The sequence below is a fragment of the Rummeliibacillus sp. POC4 genome (genome assembly GCF_003576525.1).
Lineage (GTDB): Bacteria > Bacillota > Bacilli > Bacillales_A > Planococcaceae > Rummeliibacillus.
In genome coordinates, this window is sequence record NZ_QWUA01000005.1 from 1 (window position 1) to 22,080 (window position 22,080).

General features: G+C 37.3%; 19 protein-coding genes, 1 rRNA gene and 1 riboswitch. Of the genes, 19 read left to right on the top strand and 1 reads right to left on the bottom strand.

Translation table 11 applies throughout. The features are described from left to right. Nucleotides 1–142 precede the first annotated feature (142 nt). The 15 genes from rrf (at nt 143) to purD (ending at nt 15,629) form a co-directional block, all read left to right on the top strand. Nucleotides 143–259, top strand: a 5S ribosomal RNA gene (gene rrf / locus D1606_RS02130). 473 nt (nt 260–732) lie between these two features. Next, on the top strand, nt 733–1,935 hold the full coding sequence (locus D1606_RS02135) for an NAD(P)-dependent malic enzyme (protein ID WP_119414379.1): 1,203 nt from the start codon (nt 733–735) through the stop codon (nt 1,933–1,935). 248 nt (nt 1,936–2,183) lie between these two features. Further along, entirely contained in the window at nt 2,184–2,372 is a 189-nt protein-coding gene (locus D1606_RS02140; RefSeq protein WP_119414380.1) for an NETI motif-containing protein, read from the top strand. 95 nt (nt 2,373–2,467) lie between these two features. Continuing rightward, a riboswitch (purine riboswitch) is annotated at nt 2,468–2,566 on the top strand. A 236-nt stretch (nt 2,567–2,802) separates the two neighbouring features. Next, nucleotides 2,803–3,291 carry a 5-(carboxyamino)imidazole ribonucleotide mutase gene (purE, locus tag D1606_RS02145; RefSeq protein WP_119414381.1) on the top strand — a complete coding sequence of 163 codons (489 nt, stop codon included), beginning with the start codon at nt 2,803–2,805 and terminating at the stop codon, nt 3,289–3,291. Beyond that, on the top strand, nt 3,288–4,412 hold the full coding sequence (purK, locus tag D1606_RS02150; protein WP_119414382.1) for a 5-(carboxyamino)imidazole ribonucleotide synthase: 1,125 nt from the start codon (nt 3,288–3,290) through the stop codon (nt 4,410–4,412). The genes purE and purK overlap by 4 nt, the downstream gene beginning before the upstream one ends. A 12-nt stretch (nt 4,413–4,424) precedes the next feature. Beyond that, nucleotides 4,425–5,720 carry an adenylosuccinate lyase gene (gene purB / locus D1606_RS02155; protein WP_119414383.1) on the top strand — a complete coding sequence of 432 codons (1,296 nt, stop codon included), beginning with the start codon at nt 4,425–4,427 and terminating at the stop codon, nt 5,718–5,720. 28 nt (nt 5,721–5,748) lie between these two features. Further along, on the top strand, nt 5,749–6,465 hold the full coding sequence (gene purC, locus D1606_RS02160; RefSeq protein WP_119414384.1) for a phosphoribosylaminoimidazolesuccinocarboxamide synthase: 717 nt from the start codon (nt 5,749–5,751) through the stop codon (nt 6,463–6,465). After that, nucleotides 6,462–6,710 (top strand): phosphoribosylformylglycinamidine synthase subunit PurS, encoded by a 249-nt coding sequence (gene purS / locus D1606_RS02165; RefSeq protein ID WP_119414385.1) that lies wholly within the window; start codon nt 6,462–6,464, stop codon nt 6,708–6,710. The genes purC and purS overlap by 4 nt, the downstream gene beginning before the upstream one ends. 2 nt (nt 6,711–6,712) lie before the next feature. Further along, entirely contained in the window at nt 6,713–7,396 is a 684-nt protein-coding gene (gene purQ, locus D1606_RS02170) for a phosphoribosylformylglycinamidine synthase subunit PurQ (RefSeq protein ID WP_119414386.1), read from the top strand. After that, on the top strand, nt 7,383–9,614 hold the full coding sequence (gene purL / locus D1606_RS02175; protein WP_119414387.1) for a phosphoribosylformylglycinamidine synthase subunit PurL: 2,232 nt from the start codon (nt 7,383–7,385) through the stop codon (nt 9,612–9,614). The genes purQ and purL overlap by 14 nt, the downstream gene beginning before the upstream one ends. Next, nucleotides 9,590–11,011 carry an amidophosphoribosyltransferase gene (gene purF / locus D1606_RS02180; protein ID WP_119414388.1) on the top strand — a complete coding sequence of 474 codons (1,422 nt, stop codon included), beginning with the start codon at nt 9,590–9,592 and terminating at the stop codon, nt 11,009–11,011. Before purL ends, purF begins: the two co-directional genes overlap by 25 nt. 18 nt (nt 11,012–11,029) lie before the next feature. Then, nucleotides 11,030–12,085, top strand: a complete 1,056-nt coding sequence (gene purM, locus D1606_RS02185) for a phosphoribosylformylglycinamidine cyclo-ligase (protein ID WP_119414389.1) — start codon at nt 11,030–11,032, stop codon at nt 12,083–12,085. Further along, nucleotides 12,085–12,654 (top strand): phosphoribosylglycinamide formyltransferase, encoded by a 570-nt coding sequence (purN, locus tag D1606_RS02190; protein WP_119414390.1) that lies wholly within the window; start codon nt 12,085–12,087, stop codon nt 12,652–12,654. The genes purM and purN overlap by 1 nt, the downstream gene beginning before the upstream one ends. Before the next feature lie 66 nt (nt 12,655–12,720). Then, nucleotides 12,721–14,256, top strand: a complete 1,536-nt coding sequence (gene purH, locus D1606_RS02195) for a bifunctional phosphoribosylaminoimidazolecarboxamide formyltransferase/IMP cyclohydrolase (protein ID WP_119414391.1) — start codon at nt 12,721–12,723, stop codon at nt 14,254–14,256. A gap of 101 nt (nt 14,257–14,357) precedes the next feature. Continuing rightward, a complete protein-coding gene (gene purD / locus D1606_RS02200; RefSeq protein WP_119414392.1) occupies nt 14,358–15,629 on the top strand; it encodes a phosphoribosylamine--glycine ligase in 1,272 nt (423 codons plus the stop codon). A 139-nt stretch (nt 15,630–15,768) separates the two neighbouring features. On the opposite strand, the gene D1606_RS02205 is transcribed toward purD, so the two are convergent. Beyond that, nucleotides 15,769–16,506 carry a hypothetical protein gene (locus D1606_RS02205; protein ID WP_119414393.1) on the bottom strand — a complete coding sequence of 246 codons (738 nt, stop codon included), beginning with the start codon at nt 16,504–16,506 and terminating at the stop codon, nt 15,769–15,771. Between the two features lie 169 nt (nt 16,507–16,675). Here D1606_RS02205 and D1606_RS02210 point away from each other — a divergent pair, with 169 nt between their 5' ends. From D1606_RS02210 to pcrA, 4 genes are all read left to right on the top strand, one after another. After that, nucleotides 16,676–18,406, top strand: a complete 1,731-nt coding sequence (locus D1606_RS02210; RefSeq protein WP_119414394.1) for an adenine deaminase C-terminal domain-containing protein — start codon at nt 16,676–16,678, stop codon at nt 18,404–18,406. Between the two features lie 201 nt (nt 18,407–18,607). Beyond that, nucleotides 18,608–18,925, top strand: a complete 318-nt coding sequence (locus D1606_RS02215; RefSeq protein WP_119414395.1) for a YerC/YecD family TrpR-related protein — start codon at nt 18,608–18,610, stop codon at nt 18,923–18,925. 158 nt (nt 18,926–19,083) lie between these two features. Then, nucleotides 19,084–19,782 (top strand): heptaprenylglyceryl phosphate synthase, encoded by a 699-nt coding sequence (gene pcrB, locus D1606_RS02220; protein WP_119414396.1) that lies wholly within the window; start codon nt 19,084–19,086, stop codon nt 19,780–19,782. A gap of 42 nt (nt 19,783–19,824) precedes the next feature. After that, nucleotides 19,825–22,068, top strand: coding sequence for a DNA helicase PcrA (gene pcrA, locus D1606_RS02225; RefSeq protein ID WP_119414397.1), 2,244 nt, complete (start codon nt 19,825–19,827; stop codon nt 22,066–22,068). Nucleotides 22,069–22,080: the final 12 nt, after the last annotated feature.

Here is a 22,080-nt window from a genome sequence, read left to right on the forward strand (position 1 = left end):
ATTCTTTCTTGGTATTTGAGGGTTTCAAGATACGAGCAATACAAGGAAATGAGTGAATGAACACCGCAATGTACTTAAGTACATGAGGATGTGAATGAGCGAAATTGACGCAGTAGTGCGATGTATATTGGAAGCCGAACAGTCTAGTAATGATGGCAAAGAGGTCACACCTGTTCCCATGCCGAACACAGAAGTTAAGCTCTTTAGCGCCAATGGTAGTTGGGGGCTGTCCCCCTGCGAGAGTAGGACGTTGCTAGGCGATTAAGGTACTGCTGATATAATCGGTAGTACCTTTTTTTATTTAAGCACTTGTACCGCTAGCTTTGACTATCATCACTCTTTCCGCTATCCCAACTAAAACTCCCTTCTTCCAAATTCAATCTTCATTTTTTCTTAATTTGATTTTCGACAGCTTGTTCGATTAAGTGACAAAATATTATAAAACGCTAAAATAAAGATTAGAAAAACCTCTATAGAATTCCGTTTTTTCTTGGTATCTTATCGTGCAATAAATAGTGATTTTATAAATCAAGAAATTCATCGGGATAAATCAATAAAATATATCGAATTTTCGAAATATATTGACAATACTTCAATCGTCTACTATTATATATCTTTATAACGGTAATAATTATTATGTTATTACGAGTTAAAATGCAACGTAGAACAACAATTTTAAGCTTTAAGGAGATGGCTGAAAGGTACTTTATTTTAAAAGGGGTTGTATGAGCATTGAAAAGTTTAAGAGAACAGGCGTTAGATTTGCACAAAGAATTGAAGGGGAAATTAGATGTGCAAACGAAAATACAGGTGGAAACGATAGAAGATTTAAGTTTAGCATATTCACCTGGTGTAGCAGAGCCTTGCATTGAAATTAAGAATGATGCTAACTCTGTTTACGATTATACAATGAAAGGAAATCTAGTAGGCGTAGTAACAGATGGTACAGCGGTGCTTGGTTTGGGGGATATCGGGCCGGAAGCTGCATTACCTGTTATGGAGGGAAAAGCACTTCTTTTAAAACGTTTTGCCAATGTAGATGCCTTTCCTATTTGTTTGGATACAAAGGATCCAGAAGAAATTGTTCAAGTAGTAAAAGCAATCAGTCCAACATTTGGAGCGATTAACCTTGAGGACATTTCAGCACCACGCTGTTTTATTATTGAAGAAAGATTAAGAGAAGAATGTAATATCCCTGTTTTCCATGACGATCAACATGGTACGGCAATTGTAGTTGGTGCGGGGATATTGAACGCATTGAAAATTGTTAACAAGAACATAAAAGATGTACGAATTGTTATTAATGGAGCGGGCGCTGCAGGAATATCCGTTTTACGTTTGTTACGTGATTTAGGGTTTGAACATTTGATTGTTTGTGATTCTAATGGAATTATTCACAGGAATCGCGAGCATGGGATGAATTCGATGAAAGAGCGTATTGCAAAGTTCAGTAATTTAGATGGACTTGAAGGTAAACTGGAAGATGCATTAAAAGGTGCAGATATTTTTATCGGTGTATCAGCAGCAAATGTTTTGACTGAAGAAATGATACAATCTATGAAAGAAAACCCAATAGTGTTTGCATTAGCAAATCCAAATCCTGAAATTTCATATGAAAATGCAATTAAGTGGGGAGTACGAATAATTGCTACTGGGAGATCAGATTATCCAAATCAGATTAACAATATGCTGGCATTTCCAGGTATCTTTAGAGGTGCATTAGATGTTCGTGCATCTGATATCAATGAGGAGATGAAGCTTGCAGCAGTCAATGCAATTGCATCCATCATTACTGAAAAGGATTTAATTGAAGGGCGCATCGTCCCAGAGATCTTCGATATGAGAGTTACAGAAACGGTTGCAGAGGCAGTTAAATTAGCGGCTATTTCAACAGGAGTGGCGCGATTGAAGCAAGAAAAAGAAATTGAAATTTAAGTATAAATGCCATCTAGCGTAGTATGAAAACTACGCTTTTTTTATTGCCTTTTTTGAAGTTTCAACAATTACTTAAAGACATTCAGAAAATTTTATGTATACTTATTAAAAATACTTTTTGCTTTTTGTTATGGAATCGGACTAGAATCTTTGTTGTGCTGTATGTTAGGATACAGGAATCTTGTTAGATAGAACTCAAATGGGCTAACCGTTATAATATAAACAGATTCAGATGAGGAAGTGAGAAAGTGTCAAAAAAACAAGTATGGTTTGAAGTAGACGAAACAGAAACAATTGACGCCTGTTTGGAAAGAATGAAGAAACAAGGGTATATGCCAGTAGGAAGAAAAGAGGAGCCTCTTTTTCAAATGGTGAACGGAAAACCTGTTCCTATTCGCCAAATTATTAAATTTAAAGGCATTTTAATCGAAAAATAAATCAAAAAATCAATAAAATACGAACAATGTTATATACTAAAATTTCAATGTTCGTATTTGCTATTGACTTAAATTCCTTCTCTTGATAAAATGTGAGAAGAAAAACATTGAATCCCCATATATGCTAGAGGATTGGCTCTAGTGTCTCTACCCGGCACCGTAAATGCTGGACTATGCGGGAAAGCGACTATAGGAATTGATAAGTAGGCTAAAAGTGTTTAGTTTAATACTTTCATAGCTGTGTGACTTATAAATCCTTAGATATCTGCTTTTCATGCATAGTAATACTATGGTGAATCGGGTATCTAAGGGTTTTTTAATTTTATTTTAATACATGATGTAAGAGAAGCTAAAGGCTTCAATGAGATGTAACAAAACAAATTTTCGATATCAATTTATAGAGGCGTAATTTATTAGGAGGCGTACATATATGAATCCGAGAGTTGGCGTCATCATGGGAAGTTCAAGTGATTGGGAAACGATGAAGTATACATGTGATATTTTGGACGAATTAAAAATCTCGTATGAAAAAAAGGTAGTTTCTGCTCATCGCACACCTGATTTAATGTTTGAATATGCTGTTGAAGCAAGAGGAAGAGGCTTACAAGTAATTATTGCTGGTGCTGGGGGAGCAGCTCATCTACCTGGTATGGTTGCTGCAAAAACTACGTTACCTGTTATCGGTGTGCCAGTACAGTCTAGGGCTTTGAATGGCCTTGATTCTTTGCTGTCAATAGTACAAATGCCAGGAGGCGTACCAGTAGCAACGGTGGCAATTGGGAAAGCAGGGGCAACAAACGCAGGATTATTAGCAGCTCAAATATTATCAACAACTGATTCTAATATTACTGAAAAAATCGAAGCAAGACGACAAATGATGAAAATGAAGGCTTTAGAAAGCACAGGTGAATTACAGTGATAAAAACGATTTTTCCTGGTCAAACAATCGGTATTATCGGTGGTGGCCAGCTTGGACGTATGATGGCACTAGCTGCAAAAGAAGCCGGTTTTAAAATTGCGGTCTTAGAGCCAACAATGGACTCACCATGTGGTCAAGTAGCTGATATTCGAATTGTAGCACCTTATAACGATAAAACAGCTCTTGAAGAATTGGCTGAAGTTAGTGATGTTATTACGTTTGAATTTGAAAATATCGATTATGAAGGTTTGAAAAGACTAACAGAAGTTGCTTATGTACCACAAGGTGCTGAGCTTATCAAAATTACACAGGATAGAATCCTAGAAAAGAAAGCAATTACTCAATCAGGGTGCCCTGTTGCGAATTACATAGCATGTCAGAATTTTAATGAGTTAGTACAGAATATAGAAAGTATAGGTTATCCTTGTATCGTCAAAACAGCACGAGGCGGATATGACGGAAAAGGGCAACAAACCGTTTACTCTTATGATGATTTAGAACTTGTAGCCCCATTATTTGATCATTCCGCTTGCGTAGCTGAAGCCTTTGTACCGTTTTTAAAAGAGATTTCGGTCATTGTTCAACGAAATGGTCAAGGTGAAACCTATTGTTTGCCAATCGGTGAGAACATTCATGTTAACCATATACTTCATGAAACAATTGTACCGGCTAGAATTGAAAAAAAGACCGCAAAACTAGCAATTGAAGCTGCAGAAAAGATCGCAGACAACTTACAACTAGTTGGTACATTAGCTGTCGAAATGTTCGTACTAGAAGATGGAACGGTTGTGATTAACGAATTGGCTCCACGTCCACATAATTCTGGACATTATTCAATTGAAGCTTGTAATATTTCACAATTCCATCAACATGTTCGTGCAGTATGTGGTTGGCCATTACGTAAGCCGAAATTATGGAGTCCTTCCGTTATGGTCAATATTCTAGGACAACATGTGATTCCAGTAACGAATTCATTATCAAAATATCCGAATTGGTCTATTCACCTTTACGGAAAAAAACAAGCAAAGAAGAATAGAAAGATGGGTCATGTTACAATTATGACGGATGATCTTGATCATACTATTAGAGAAATTAACGATTCTGCTATTTGGGCAGAATAGAAGGAGACAAACATGATAGCACGTTATACTCGTCCAGAGATGGGCGCAATTTGGACAGATGAAAACAGATATCAAGCATGGTTAGAAGTAGAGATTCTAGCTTGTGAAGCTTGGTCAGAATTAGGTGAAATTCCAAAAGAAGATGTTGCAAAAATTCGAGAAAATGCAACATTTAATATTGACCGTATTTTAGAAATTGAAAAACAAACTCGTCATGATGTTGTAGCATTTACACGTGCCGTTTCAGAATCACTTGGTGAAGAACGTAAATGGGTTCACTACGGTTTAACTTCTACAGACGTTGTAGATACAGCTCTTTCATATCAATTAAAACAAGCAAACGAAATCTTAAGAAAAGATATTCATAATTTTATCGACATTATTGCTGAAAAGGCAAAAGAACATAAATATACTGTCATGATGGGCCGTACTCATGGTGTACATGCTGAACCAACTACTTTTGGTTTAAAACTTGCTCTGTGGTATGAAGAAATGAAACGTAACTTACAACGTTTTGAAGCAGCAGCTAAAACAATTGAAACAGGTAAAATTTCAGGTGCTGTTGGTACTTACGCCAATATTAATCCATTTGTAGAACAATATGTTTGTGAAAAATTAGGCCTTCAAGCTGCACCAATTTCAACGCAAACATTACAACGTGATCGTCACGCTGAATATATTGCAGCTCTTGCATTAATTGCTACATCAATTGAAAAATTTGCAACTGAAGTTCGTGGACTTCAAAAGTCAGAAACACGTGAAGTTGAAGAGTTCTTCGCAAAAGGTCAAAAGGGATCTTCTGCAATGCCACATAAACGTAATCCAATTGGTTCTGAAAATATGGTTGGTATGGCACGTGTAATCCGTGGCCACATGCTAACTGCATATGAAAATGTTTCTTTATGGCATGAACGTGATATTTCTCATTCATCTGCAGAACGTATCATCCTACCTGATACAACAATTGGTTTGAATTATATGTTAAACCGTTTTGGTAATATCGTGAAAAATTTAACTGTCTTCCCAGAGAATATGAAACGTAATATGGGACGTACTTTTGGTTTGATTTATTCACAACGTGTGTTACTTGCGTTGATCGACAAGGGTCTTGTACGTGAGGAAGCTTATGATACTGTTCAACCATTAACTGCAAAAGCATGGGATGAACAAATTCAATTCCGCGAACTTGTCGAAGCAGATGAGAAAATTACATCTTATCTATCTAAAGAAGAGATAGACGATTGTTTCGATTATCACTACCATTTGAAAAATGTAGACATGATTTTCGAACGTCTAGGCTTAAACTAAATAACTAACCTAACCGGGGGAATTTAAAGTGGAAAAAGGTCAACTTTTGTATGAAGGAAAAGCAAAAAAATTGTATGCAACAGAAGATGAAAACATTTTGTTTGTTGAATACAAAGATAGTGCTACAGCATTCAACGGTGAAAAGAAAGCAGAAATAGCAGGTAAAGGTGTTTTAAATAACAGCATTACATCATTGATCTTTGAAAAACTCAAAAATGCTGGTATTGATTCACACTTCGTTGAAAAAATTTCAGATAACGAACAACTTGTGAAGAAAGTCGATATTATTCCAATTGAATTGGTAGTACGTAATATCGCAGCTGGTAGCCTTGCAAAACGATTGGGGATTGAAGAAGGAACACCTCTAAAACGACCAATCGTAGAATTTTATTACAAAAATGATGACCTTGGAGACCCAATGATCTCGGAAGAACACATTGACGTAATGGGCATTGCTTCTAAAGAAGAAGTGAGGGCCCTTTACGACAATGGCTTAATGGTAAATGATATCTTACGTCCATTTTTCTACGATATTAATGTAATTTTAGTAGATTTCAAATTAGAATTTGGTCGTGATGAAAATGGTCATGTATTATTAGCAGATGAAATTTCACCTGATACATGTCGCCTTTGGGATGCAAAAACAAAGCAACATCTTGATAAGGATGTGTTCCGTCGTAATCTTGGTGATTTAACTGAAGTGTATGAAATCATATTATCTCGTCTAGGAGGAGTAACTAAATGAAAAAAGTGAAAATCTATGTAACGCTTCGCGAAAGTGTATTAGACCCACAAGGATCAGCAGTAAAAGGTTCATTACATACTATGGGCTATAGCGAAGTGGCAGATGTTCGCATTGGTAAATATTTAGAATTGCAAATCGATCCTTCAGAACGCGATATCGATGGCATTGTAAAAGAAATGAGTGAAAAGCTACTAGCAAATACAGTAATAGAAGATTACCGTTATGAAATCGAGGAGGCTAACTAACGATGAAATTCGCAGTACTCGTATTTCCGGGGTCCAACTGTGATTTAGATATGTATCACGCGATTAAAGATGAACTCGGTGAAGAAGTAGAATACGTATGGCACGATGCAACAGATTTAAGCGGGTATGACGGTATTTTATTGCCAGGAGGGTTCTCTTATGGAGATTATCTCCGCTGTGGTGCAATTGCTCGTTTTTCAAATGTAATGGCAGAAGTAGTAAAAGCAGCTGAAGCAGGTAAACCAGTACTTGGGGTATGCAACGGATTTCAGATTTTAACTGAAGTAGGGTTATTGCCAGGAGCACTTTTACGAAACAAAAACCTTAAATTTATGTGTCGGAAAGTAAATTTAAAGGTAGCGAACAACAACACATTATTTACAAACCAATATGATCAAGACGAAGTTATTCAAATACCAATCGCTCACGGTGAAGGTAATTACTATTGTGATGGTGAAACCTTACAAAAACTAAAAGACAATAACCAAATCGTCTTTACGTATGAAGGTGAAAATCCTAATGGCAGTATTGAAAACATCGCTGGTGTTATCAATGAAAAAGGAAATGTTCTAGGTATGATGCCTCATCCAGAACGAGCAGTGAATGAATTAATAGGCGGCGCAGACGGGCTTGCCTTATTCAAATCGATTGTCAAACAGTGGAGGGAATCATATGTCCAAGCTTGAACCTACAGCAGAGCAAATTAAAGAGCAAAAGTTATACGCACAAATGGGGTTATCTGACGAAGAATTTGCCTTAGTAGAAAACATTCTAGGACGCACACCAAACTGGACAGAAACGGGTCTATTCTCTGTTATGTGGTCTGAACATTGCTCTTATAAAAATTCCAAACCTGTTCTTCGTAAGTTTCCAACAAAAGGGCCTCGAGTATTACAAGGACCTGGGGAAGGTGCAGGAATTGTTGATATTGGTGATGAACAAGCGGTTGTTTTCAAAATGGAATCACACAATCATCCTTCTGCAATAGAGCCTTATCAAGGTGCTGCTACAGGTGTTGGCGGTATTATTCGTGATGTATTTTCAATGGGTGCAAGACCTATTGCGATGTTAAACTCCTTACGTTTTGGAGAGCTAGATGCCTCTAAACGAGTAAAATATTTATTTGAAGAAGTTGTGGCAGGGATTGCTGGGTACGGAAACTGTATCGGGATTCCAACAGTTGGCGGTGAAATTCAATTCGATCCTTGTTATGAAGGAAACCCATTAGTAAATGCTATGTGTGTTGGCTTAATCGACCATAAGGACATTCAAAAAGGGATTGCTTCCGGAGTAGGAAATACGGTGATGTATGTCGGGGCTAAAACAGGTAGAGATGGCATTCATGGTGCAACATTTGCATCGGAAGAATTAAGTGAATCTTCTGAAGAAAAACGCCCAGCTGTACAGGTAGGAGATCCATTTATGGAAAAATTGTTATTAGAAGCATGCCTAGAACTTGTAAACTATGAATGTCTTGTAGGAATTCAAGATATGGGTGCTGCAGGGCTTACATCTTCTTCAGCAGAGATGGCTTCTAAGGCAGGGTTTGGTATTGAGATGAATCTAGACTTAGTACCACAACGTGAAACAAACATGACTCCTTATGAAATGATGCTTTCTGAATCACAAGAGCGTATGTTAATCGTCGTGAAAAAAGGACATGAACAAGAAGTTATCGACCTATTTGTTAAATACGGTTTAGATGCTGTTGCAATTGGTCATGTCACAGAAGACAAAATGCTTCGCTTAATACATAAAGGTGAAGTTGTAGCGAATGTCCCTGCAGATGCATTGGCAGAGGATGCACCAGTTTACCATAAACCATCTGCAGAACCAGCTTATTTTGCAGAATTTAAGAAAATGAAAAATGAAGAACCGACTGTTGAAAATTATAAAGAAACATTATTAGCTCTTCTGAAACAAACAACTATTGCATCGAAAGAATGGGTTTACGATCAATATGATTACCAAGTACGTACATCGACTGTTGTTGCTCCTGGATCGGATGCAGCTGTACTACGTGTAAGAGGTACAAACAAAGGCCTTGCAATGACAACGGATTGTAACTCTCGTTATATCTATTTAGATCCTGAAGTAGGAGGCAAAATTGCAGTAGCTGAAGCAGCTCGTAATATTGTATGTTCAGGAGGAAAACCATTAGCCATTACAGATTGCTTAAATTTCGGTAATCCTGAAAAGCCTGAAATCTTCTGGCAAATTGAAAAATCAGCAGACGGTATTTCTGCAGCATGTGAAGCATTAGAATCACCAGTTATAGGTGGCAACGTGTCCCTTTATAACGAACGTAGTGGTGTTGCTATTTATCCTACTCCTACAATCGGTATGGTTGGTTTAGTAGAAGATTTAGCACATACAACTACACAAAAAGTAAAAGCAGCCGGAGACTTTATTTACCTGATTGGTGAAACTAAAACTGAATTTGGTGGCTCTGAACTTCAAAAGCTACTTAATGAGGGACAGATTTTCGGTCTAGCACCAGAAATTGATTTGGACGTAGAAGCAAAAAGACAAGAACAATTATTAAGTGCTATCCAACAAGGACTTGTTGAATCTGCTCATGACTTAGCAGAAGGTGGCCTTGCTGTCGCATTAGCAGAAACAACATTTGGAACAGAACTTGGTGCAGAAGTAAATGTAAATGGCTCTGCAGTGACAGCATTGTTTAGTGAAACTCAATCTCGTTTCTTAGTTTCTGTAAAAGAAGAAAATGTAGAAGCGTTTGAAGCGACGATTCAAGATGCTGTAAAAATTGGTCATGTACTGAATGAACAACAATTAATCATTCGTGATGAAGTTGGCGAAATCTTAATCGAAGGTTCTGTATCAGAATTCCAAGATGCTTGGAAAGGAGCTATCCCATGCTTGGTGAAATCAGAGGCTTAAACGAAGAATGTGGAGTATTCGGTATTTGGGGGCATCCAAATCCTGCTCAAATAAGTTATTATGGCTTACACGCTCTTCAACACCGTGGTCAAGAGGGTGCTGGTATTGTCGTAACAGATGGCGAAAAGCTGCAAGCTGTAAAAGGTGAAGGCTTAGTTAACGAAGTGTTTACAGGAGATAAAATAGATCAGCTTGAAGGGAAAGCTGCAATTGCTCATGTACGTTATGCAACTGCTGGTGGTGGTGGAATTGAAAACGTTCAACCATTGCTTTTCCGGTCATCTACAGGAAGTCTTTCTATTGCTCACAATGGTAATTTGGTGAATGCGAATCATTTAAAAAAACATTTAGAAAGACAAGGAAGTATATTCCAAACAACTTCTGATACGGAAGTATTAGCTCATTTATTGAAGCGAAGTGGGTTTGGTTCTATGAATGAGCGGGCGAAAAATGCTCTAACGTTACTAAAAGGTGCTTATGCATTTTTAATCATGACAGAAGATGAGATGCTAGTTGCTTCAGATCCTCATGGATTGCGTCCTTTATCACTTGGAAAGCTAGATGATGCATGGGTAGTCGCTTCTGAAACATGTGCGTTTGACATTATTGGAGCGGAATTTATTCGTTCTGTTGAACCGGGTGAGCTAATAACAATCAATGATGAAGGATTGAAGTCAGAAAAGTTTGCGTACCCTGCAGAACGTGCTATTTGCACAATGGAATACGTTTACTTCTCTCGACCAGATTCAGATATCGACGGTATTAACATCCATATGGCACGTAAACGTTTAGGAAAACAACTTGCAAAAGAGGCCAATATTGAAGCGGACGTTGTAACAGGAGTTCCTGACTCTAGTATTTCAGCAGCTATCGGTTTCTCAGAGGAAACGGGCATTCCGTATGAATTGGGATTGATCAAAAACCGCTATGTTGGTCGTACGTTTATCCAACCTTCTCAAGAAATGCGTGAAAAAGGCGTTAAGATGAAACTCTCACCAGTTCGTCAAGTGGTCCAAGGTAAGAGGGTAGTGATGGTAGACGACTCGATTGTACGTGGTACGACTTCAAGACGTATTGTGAATATGTTAAAGGATGCCGGTGCAAAAGAAGTACATGTTGTTATTAGTTCACCACCTATGACGAATCCATGTTATTACGGGATTGATACTTCTACACATGAAGAGCTGATTGCATCAAACCATAGTGTTGAAGAGATTCGTGAAGCAATCGGAGCGGATTCATTGACTTATTTATCAGTAGAAGGAATGGTCGAAGCGATTGGCAGAACGGATGAAGGTCAAAATTGCGGGCATTGTCTAGCTTGTTTTACAGGAAAATATCCGACAGAGATTTTCCCAGATACAATCTTGCCACACGAAAAAGAATTGGTACATTAATCAAAGGAGGAAGACATCATGTCAAAAGCATATGAACAAGCAGGTGTGAATATCGAAGCAGGTTACGAAGCTGTGCAACGTATGAAATCACATGTAGAACGTACAGCACGTAAAGGGATATTAGGTACATTTGGTGGCTTCGGTGGCATGTTCGATTTGTCTGAATTGAACTTGAAAGAACCAGTTCTTATTTCTGGAACAGATGGTGTGGGAACAAAACTAAAACTTGCTTTTATGTTGGATCAACACGACACGATAGGTATTGACTGTGTAGCCATGTGCGTTAATGATATCGTAGCGCAAGGGGCAGAACCACTGTATTTCTTAGACTACGTTGCTGTTGGTAAAGCTGATCCTGCAAAAATTGAGAGCATAGTAAAAGGTGTAGCTGATGGGTGTGTACAATCTGGTGCGGCATTAATCGGTGGAGAAACAGCAGAGATGCCAGGGCTTTATGATATTCATGAATATGATTTAGCAGGTTTTGCAGTAGGGGCTGCTGAAAAAGAGAATATTGTAACAGGGGAGCGTATTACAGAAGGTGACGTTTTAGTAGGACTTGCTTCAAGTGGAGTCCATTCTAATGGGTATTCACTAGTACGTAAGCTTGTGTTCAATGATGCTGGTTTAACACCAGATACTGTTGTTGAAGGTTTTGAGGAACTTGGCCCAATTGGTGAAGCGTTACTTACACCAACCAAAATCTATGCTAAGCCTGTTCTTCAAATGTTAAAAGAGTGCGATATTCATGGTATGGCTCATATAACTGGAGGAGGTTTCTATGAGAATCTTCCACGTATGATGCCAGAAGGACTTGCAACTGCTATTGACTTAGGTTCATGGCCTGTATTGCCAATCTTTGAATATTTAAAACTACAAGGCAATTTACAACAACGTGATTTATATAATGTTTTCAATATGGGGATTGGCTTCGTATTGGCAGTACCTGCAGCAGAATCCAATCGTGTCATTGCAATTGCACAAGAGCATGGTGAAAAAGCTTATACAATCGGTCGTGTCGTTGAAGGAAAAGGGGTTATTTTCAACGGTGAACATGATGGGAGTTTAGTATAATGGAAAAAAAGGCATCTATTGCAGTATTTGCTTCAGGTAGTGGTTCTAATTTTCAAGCAATTCAGGAAAATATTGAAAATGGACAATTACAAGCTACGATCGAATTAGTAGTAACGGATCATCCAGATGCTTATGTTACAACACGCGCAAAAGAAAAAGGTATTCCGGTATTAGCACTAAATCCAAAAAATTTCGAAACAAAAGAAGATTATGAAAAGAAAATCTTAAAGGTGTTACAAGAGTTAAAAGTAGAATGGTTGGTTCTTGCAGGGTATATGCGTTTGGTTGGAAAGACATTGTTATCCGCTTTTCCATCCAGAATAGTTAATATACATCCATCACTGTTACCGTCTTTTCCTGGAAAAGACGCCATTGGACAAGCGATAAATCACGGTGTAAAAGTAACAGGCGTTACAGTCCACTTTGTAGATGAAGGTATGGACACAGGTAAGATTATTATGCAAAGAGCCGTTAATGTCATCGACTGTGATCCAGTAAAAACAGAAAAAGCGATTCATGAAGTAGAACACGAGATTTACTCAGCTGCATTGCAATTGTTATTAAAATAATAAGGCTATTATAGTCGAAATCTACATACCAGCATATTGTTGGCTAAACTCAAGGAGGAAATTGTTGTGTCAAAACGTGCGTTAATTAGTGTCTCTGATAAATCAGGTATCTTAGAATTTGCAAAAGAATTAGAGGCTTTAGACTATGAAATCTTATCGACTGGTGGAACTAAAAAACACTTACAAGAAAACGGAGTAAAAGTTACATCTGTAGATGAAGTAACAAAATTCCCAGAAATCTTAGGTGGACGTGTCAAAACGTTAAATCCTATGATTCATGGTGGACTTCTTGCAAAATATGACGATCCAGAGCATCAAGCTCAAATGCAAGAGCATGGTATCGAACCAATCGAAATTGTATGTGTAAACCTATATCCATTTGTTGAAACCATTTCAAAACCAAATGTCGAATTTGCAGATGCAATTGAAAATATCGATATTGGTGGTCCTACAATGCTACGTTCAGCTGCCAAAAACCAAAAGTACGTAACTGTAATTGTAGATGCTAATGATTATCCTAAAGTACTTGAAGAGTTGAAAGCAAATGGGGCAACAACACTTGAAACACGCCGTCATCTAGCAGCTAAAGTATTCCGCCATACAGCTGCATATGATTCATACATTTCAAATTACTTAACAGATTATTTAGGTGAAGAATTCCCTGAACAACTAACATTAACATACGAGCTAAAACAACCACTTCGCTATGGCGAAAATCCTCACCAAAAAGCAGCATTTTATCAAAAACGTCTTGGTTCAGATTTCTCCATTGCATATGCTGAACAACTGCATGGAAAAGAACTTTCTTATAACAATATTCAAGATGCAAATGCTGCACTTCAAATTATTAAAGAGTTCAAACAACCAGCTGCTGTTGCAGTAAAACATATGAATCCTTGTGGTGTTGGTAGTGGTGAAACCATTGCACAAGCATTTAACGAAGCTTATGAAGCAGACTCAACATCTATATTCGGTGGAATCGTAGCACTTAACCGTGAAGTAGATGCAGAAACGGCTGAAAAACTTGCTAGTATCTTCTTAGAAATTATTATTGCACCAGGGTTCACAGAAGCAGCAATTGAAAAATTAACTGTTAAGAAAAATGTTCGCCTACTAAAAATCTCATTTGATCAACAAAAACGTGATCAATTCAATACAGTATCTGTTGAAGGTGGATTGCTTGTTCAAGAACCAGATCGTAAAGGATTTGATGATGCAGAAATTACAGTAACATCTGAACGTCAACCAACTGAACAAGAATGGGAAGCTTTAAAATTAGGTTGGTCTGTCGTAAAACATGTAAAATCTAACGCAATTGTGGTAACAGATGACAAAATGACTTTAGGAGTAGGCGCTGGACAAATGAACCGCGTAGGCTCAGCTAAAATTGCATTGGAACAAGCAGGTGAAAAAGCAAAAGGAGCAGCTTTAGCATCAGATGCTTTCTTCCCAATGCCTGATACAGTAGAAGAAGCAGCAAAGGCTGGTATTACAGCAATTATTCATCCGGGAGGATCAAAGCGCGATCAAGATTCAATCGATGTAGCAAATAAATACGGCATCGCTATGGTTACAACAGGAGTACGTCATTTTAAACACTAAACTATTAAGAATGACTATTTTTTAAGATTTTTAACAAATATTTCATAAAAAGAACACGCCAGAAATTTGAGCGTGTTTCTTTTACATAAGGGGGACTCTAGTTGAATATTTTAGTTATAGGCAGTGGAGGTCGAGAGCATGCGATTGCAAAACAATTTGCTCATTCTCCATCTGTTCAAAATGTATTTGTCGCACCAGGTAATGATGGGATGGTACATGATGCTACTTGTGTCAAAATTGCTTCCACCGATTTTGATGCATTGATTACTTTTGCAAAGAAAAATAGCATTGATTTGACTTTTGTGGGTCCTGAACAACCTTTAGCTGAAGGAATTGTTGATGCGTTTACTGCCGAAGGATTACTAATTTTTGGGCCGACTAAAGCTGCTGCTCGAATTGAAGGTAGTAAATCATTTGCAAAAGAAATAATGCAAAAATATAATATTCCAACAGCAGCTTATGCAACATTTACAGATGCAGAACAGGCAACTTTGTATATTCAAAAAATAGGGGCACCTATTGTAGTAAAAGCAGATGGTCTTGCTGCTGGTAAGGGCGTAATTGTAGCGATGACTGAACAAGAGGCAATTGAAGCTGTCCAAGATATGATTGGTAACCAACGGTTTGGAGAATCGTCTTCTCGTGTTGTGATTGAAGAATTTTTAGAGGGTGAAGAATTCTCATATATGTCATTTGTGCACAATGGACAAATTTATCCAATGGTTATTGCACAAGATCATAAACGTGCATATGACGGTGATAAAGGTCCAAATACCGGGGGAATGGGTGCGTATTCACCAGTTCCACAAATTTCTGATGATGTAATTCAACGCGCTTATAGTGAAATTGTAGAACCTACGGTAAAAGCAATGACTGCAGAGGGAACGCCATTTACGGGAATCTTGTATGCCGGGCTAATTTTAACAGAGGAAGGCCCAAAAGTCATCGAGTTTAATGCACGTTTTGGGGATCCTGAAACACAAGTTGTGTTACCAAGAATGACTTCAGATTTTGGCGAATTTATGATGGCTTTAATGCATGAACAACCATTTGAACTAACATGGTCACAAGAGGCAATGTTGGGGGTAGTAATTGCTTCTGAAGGCTATCCTGGTGAAGTGATAAAGGGAAAACAACTTCCGGATTTAACAGAATTGTCACAAAACTTTTTAGTCTTCCATGCAGGAACTAAAGGACAAGATGACCAATATATAGGGAATGGTGGTCGTGTATTACTAGTAGCAGCAAAAGCATCATCATTAAAAGAAGCTCAACAAATCGTTTATCAGGGATTAGCGAAGGAAGATTGGAATGGATTTTTCTATCGCAAAGATATTGGATGGAGAAACTTAAAAGAAGAAAGTGTTCGATAAGAATTTTATATAAAATGGGATATTGGAAAATGATATTTTAAAACATTAAACCAAATCCCGATGGAATATAGATACTCCTCGTCTCATACTTAAAAGAAAAGTTTAAAAAACTGCCCGAATTAACTTCGGGCAGTTCACTTTACGATTGTCCTGTCGTTCCTTTTGATTTGGATTGCTGGTTAGAATTAGGCTGCTGGTTTTGGTTTGATTTGTTTTGGCTGGAATTAGCCTGTTGATTTTGCTTGTTTTGTTGACCAGAGCTAGCTTGTTGGCTAGAATTTGTTTTCTGGCTAGAAGCAGAAGACTGTTGGGAGTTGTTTTGAGAATTAGCTTGCTGCTTGTTTTGTTGTTGGGAATTACCTGAAGTGTTTGACATAGCAGAGTTTGTTATGTCTTTTACAATTTGCGTAACACCAGACAATGGATTATTCCCAGAGGATGTTCCAGCTCCTCCCATTACAGCAGAAGCTACTGCACTAAGTGTAGAATCCATACCAGAACTAGAATTTGATCCAGAACCGGAACTAGAAGAATTAGAGCTAGATCCAAAACCAGAGCTTGAACCAGAATTAGAGCTTGAGCTTGAACCGGATTTAGAACTTGATCCAGAACCTGCACCTGCTACTGAAGCCATGCCAGAGAGTCCTGTCTGCATTTCGCTCAAAAGTGAAGAAATAGAATTATTTAATACAGCCTTTGTAGGGCAATATTTTGAAATACCTTCTGCCATTTTCATCGCTCCAAAAATGATTAGAGCTCTTCCCTTTAAACAATCAGGTTTACGTACAAGCTTGCTAATACCTAGAGCTGTACAAGTAGCACCACAAGCAAATCGAGTAAAAGCACCTTTTGCACTTAAGTTTTCTTCTAAAGCCATCTACTCAACCTCCAGTTTGTAAATAATATTAAAACTTACTTGTTTACTTGGCTTTCTCAAAGTGCTATGATACGATATAAAATATAATAAAAACATCTAAATAGAAATTTTCATTTATAAAATAATCGTGCCAAAAAAGCGCACACTTTTAAGAAAGGAGATGGATGAAATGATTGATCCAGCGTGGAAAATTGGAGAAATTAGACAGCAAATTGCTGTTATAGATGGTAAAATTGCACCCAGCATTGTGTTAACGAATGCACGTTATTTACATAGCATGTATAAACGATGGATGCAGGGGAATATTTGGATTTTAGAAGATCGCATAGTCTATGCAGGTCCTAAAATGCCAGCAAATACAAAAGGAACAGAAATCGTAAATGTGAAGGGACAAACAATTGTTCCAGGCTATATCGAACCACATGTACATCCATTTCAACTTTATAATCCCCAATCATTAGCGGATTATTCTGCTCAACTAGGAACAACTACATTCTTCTCAGACAACATGACATTCTTTTTAAAAATCAGCAACAAGAAAGCGTTTTCAATTTTAGACCAACTAAAACAATTACCATTTTCATTTTATTGGTGGGCTCGATTCGATTCACAAACAGAATTACTTCATGAACATGACTTATTTACAACTACATCTATCCATGAATGGTTGGAACGTCGAGATGTGTTATTAGGAGGAGAGTTAACCGGCTGGCCAAGATTAATAGCTGGTGATGATCAGATGCTTTATTGGTTACAAGTGGCAAAGTCATATGGTAAGAAGATTGAAGGACATTTACCTGGAGCATCTTCTCGTACTTTAGCGCGTATGAAATTGTTTGGAACAGATGGGGATCATGAATCTATGACACTAGAAGAAGTAGAGAATAGAATACTTCATGGTTATGCTGTTACATTGAGACATTCTTCAATACGCCCTGATTTACCAAATCTTCTAAAAGAAATTTTAGATAAAGATTTAGATATTTTTGATCATTTGATGATGACAACAGATGGAGCAACTCCATCATTTTATGAAAACGGGCTAATGGATCAATGTATCCAAATCGCACTAGATGCGGGTGTTAATCCGATTGATGCGTATCAAATGGCAGCATATAATGTCGCTCGTTATTACAATATGACTGATCTTCATGGCTTTATAGCAACAGGCCGCTATGCAACATTGAATATATTACAAGATGAATATCATCCAGTACCTTTAAGTGTTTTATCAAAAGGCGTATGGCTAAAACGTGATGGTAAAAAGGTACAATCTTTGGATGGTACTGATTTTTCTGCATTAGGTTCTTTAGATATTGATTTTGATATTACAGAAGAAGACTGTCAGTTTTCAATGCCATTCGGAATAGAAATGGTAAATGATGTGATTACAAAACCGTACAAAGTATCTGTGCATACTAATGATGGACATTTAAGTGAAGAGCATGATGAATGTTATTTAATGTTGATCGATCGTCAAGGAAAATGGCGCGTTAATACATTGATTAAAGGTTTCGCAAATAAACTACAAGGCTTTGCATCTTCGTATTCTTGCACTGGGGATATCATATTAATAGGGAAAGATATTCAGGCAATGTTACAGGCATTCCGCGTGATGAAAGAGATGGATGGCGGAATTGTCATTGTTGAAAATGGAGAGGTCGTCGAACGCTTGCCGTTACCAATTGGTGGAGGACTTTCAGCTGAACCTCTAGAAAAGCTAATTGAGCAAGAAAAAGCACTAAAAGTTGCATTAGCAGAACGAGGATATCCACATGGAGATGCGATTTATACGTTACTATTTTTGCAATCTACACATTTACCATATATTCGAATTACACAAAGAGGCATTTTCGATGTGATGAAGAAAAAGGTCCTATTTCCGTCTGTAATGAGATAGTAGTGCTTTAAAGCGTTAAATTGAAATTCACATCTACATGATGGTAAAATGTTTATGATAAGATATATCGATGTTTAAGGGAAGCGGCGAACTTAAAAACATGCAACATTTGTGTATGTTTTGTCCATCATGGGATCAACTTAAACCTTCCAATCCTGGACTAAATCGCTAGGAACCCAAATAGGAAGGAGGAAATGGTAAATGCAAATTGAGAAAATAAAAGGCCATCAAACAGACCAACTATTTAAAGCTGTATTAGAATTAAATAATATAGAAGAATGTTATAAGTTCTTTGACGATTTATGTACAATCAGTGAAATTCAATCATTAGCGCAACGTTTTGAAGTGGCGCATTTATTACGTTTGAAAAAAACTTATGAAACGATAAAAAAAGAAACAGGTGCATCTACTGCAACAATTTCTCGTGTACGCAGATGTTTTGATTATGGAAATGATACTTATGATGAGATGTTGGGACGTCTTTATCCAGACGAAAAGCCTTTCCAAGCTCCTAAATAAGACCAACTTTTGAATGTACGAACATAAGGATTAAGAAACTGAACAGATTCTGTTCAGTTTTTTCCGTTTTAAGATGATAAACTACTTCGCTAATAGTAGCTAAAGGGATGTTTTGTGTATACTGTTAAGAGACAGAAATATAGTTAGGTGGGGAATGTATGGAGATAAAAAATTGGCAGCATGTGTTCAAAGTAGATCCGGCAAAAGAAATATCAGATGAAGACCTTGAAGCATTGTGTGAATCAGGAACAGATGCCATTATAGTAGGAGGAACCGACGATGTAACAATTGATGGAGTTCTTGATTTATTAGCTCGTATTCGTCGTTTTACAGTTCCTGTGGCATTGGAAATTTCTAATTTAGAATCAGTTATACCAGGTTACGATTATTATTTAATCCCTACAGTATTAAATAGCGATGATACAACTTGGGTAAAAGATTTACATCACGAAGCTATTAAGGCATTTGGTGATGTAATGGTTTGGGATGAACTAATTGCAGAAGGATACTGCATTTTAAACAGTGATTGTAAGGCAGCTAAAGTGTCGAATGCAAAAACAGATTTAGATGTTGATGATGTGATTGCATATGCAAGATTGGCTGAAAAGTTCTTTAGACTACCGGCTTTTTATATGGAATATAGCGGCACATATGGTGACCCAGAATTAGTTAAAACGGTTAGTCAAGAACTTGAACAAACACAACTCATTTATGGTGGGGGCATTACTTCAATAGCTCAAGCTGAAGAGATGGCAGAACATGCAGATACAGTTGTTATTGGTAATGTCATTTATGACAATATTAAAACAGCCTTAAAAACAGTATTAGCAGTAAAATCAGTGAAAGAAAAATTATAATAGAGTATAATTAGAACAAATGTTTGTATAAGGTGGTGCGTTATGGAACAGCTTACGAAGAATTTATTAAAAGGTATGAACAAAGAACAAGAAGAAGCTGTCAAAACGACAGAAGGGCCACTACTTATAATGGCAGGTGCAGGCTCTGGTAAAACGCGCGTTTTAACACATCGAATCGCGTATTTAGTTATAGAAAAACAAGTATATCCTTCTAAAATTTTAGCTATTACATTTACGAACAAAGCAGCACGCGAAATGCGAGAACGAATCGATGGACTGCTAGGTAATGGTACAGGAGAACGCATGTGGGTTTCAACATTCCACTCTATGTGTGTAAGAATATTACGCCGTGATATTGATCGAATTGGTTTTAACAAAAACTTTTCGATTTTAGATACATCTGATCAGTTAACAGTCATTAAAAACGCTTTGAAAGAGTTGAATATTGATTCAAAACGTTTTGATCCACGTTCAATGTTAAATGCAATTAGTTCGGCAAAAAACGAATGCGTAGATGTTAAAACTTATCAACAACAAGTAAATGAGGCAAATCCATATGAACGTACGGTGGCACAAGTATATGAAAACTACCAAAAGCGTTTACGGAAAAACCAAAGCTTAGATTTTGATGATTTAATCATGCAAACAATTCGCTTATTTGAAGAAGTACCTGATGTTTTAGAATACTATCAAAATCGATTCCAATATATTCATGTTGATGAATACCAAGATACGAACCATTCACAATATCGTCTTGTGAAAATGTTGGCGAAAAGATTTGAAAATATTTGTGTAGTAGGGGATTCTGACCAATCTATTTATCGTTGGCGTGGTGCAGATATCCAAAATATATTATCTTTTGAAAAAGATTATCCGAAAGCAAAAGTTATCATGTTGGAACAAAATTATCGTTCAACTTCTCGCATCTTACAAGCAGCAAATGACGTCATAAAGAATAACGCTAGTCGTTACCCTAAAGAGCTTCGAACAGATAACGAAGAGGGCGATAAAATTTTTGTTTACCGTTCATATGATGAAAAGCAAGAGGCACAATATGTGGTGAAGACTATTCAAGAATTGATGGAGACAGAACATCGACAGTTGGATGATTTTGCTATTTTATATCGTACGAATGCTCAGTCACGTGTGATGGAAGAAATGCTAGTGAAATCGAATATGGGTTACACCATTGTTGGTGGAACAAAGTTCTATGACCGTAAGGAGATTAAAGATTTACTCGCATATCTACGGTTAATAGCCAATAATGATGATGATTTATCATTAGCACGTATTATCAATGAACCAAAACGAAGCATTGGTGCAACATCATTTGAACGTATGGCTCAGTATGCAATTGATCAGGATCGCTCGATCTTCGATGCATTAAATGAAGTAGACTTTATGGGGTTATCTGCAAGAGCAACAAATGCCGCAGCAGCCTTCCATACAATGATTTCTAACTTTACTAAAATGCAAGAGTATATGTCTGTTACAGAATTAGTAGAAGAAGTACTGGATAAAACCGGATATCGTACGATGTTAAAAAATGAAAAAACAATCGAAGCAGAAAGCCGACTAGAAAATATCGATGAATTCCTAACAGTTACAAAAGCATTTGAAGAACAAAGTGATGACAAATCATTAATAGCATTTTTGACAGACTTAGCATTAATAGCAGATATTGATACACTGGATAAAGAAGATGAATCCAAAGGTTCTATTGTCTTAATGACAATGCACTCTGCAAAAGGCTTAGAGTTCCCGGTTGTTTTTATCATCGGCATGGAAGAAAATATTTTTCCACACTCTCGTTCACTCCAAGATGAAGATGAAATGGAAGAAGAAAGACGTTTGTGTTATGTAGGAATTACGCGAGCAGAACAACGATTATATTTGACATGTGCTCAATCACGTACGATTTTTGGACGTAGTAGTTTTAATCGTCCATCAAGATTCTTACAAGAAATAGGCACAGAAATTTTAGAAGAAGTTTCTACAAATGAGCATTCTTCAAGGAATAATTACTTTAGTTCATCGAACCGTCGTACATCTGGATATGTTGCGCCGCAAACACATAAAACAGTTATTACGTCAACGTATAAACAAACAGGTGGCGATCAAATCGGTTGGAAGGCAGGAGACAAAGCTGCCCATAAAAAATGGGGGACTGGCACAGTGGTTGCTGTCAGAGGAGAGGGAGAAAATACCGAATTAGATATTGCTTTCCCAAGTCCAACTGGTATTAAACGATTATTAGCGAAATTCGCTCCAATCGAAAAAGTCTAAGCATAATGGAGG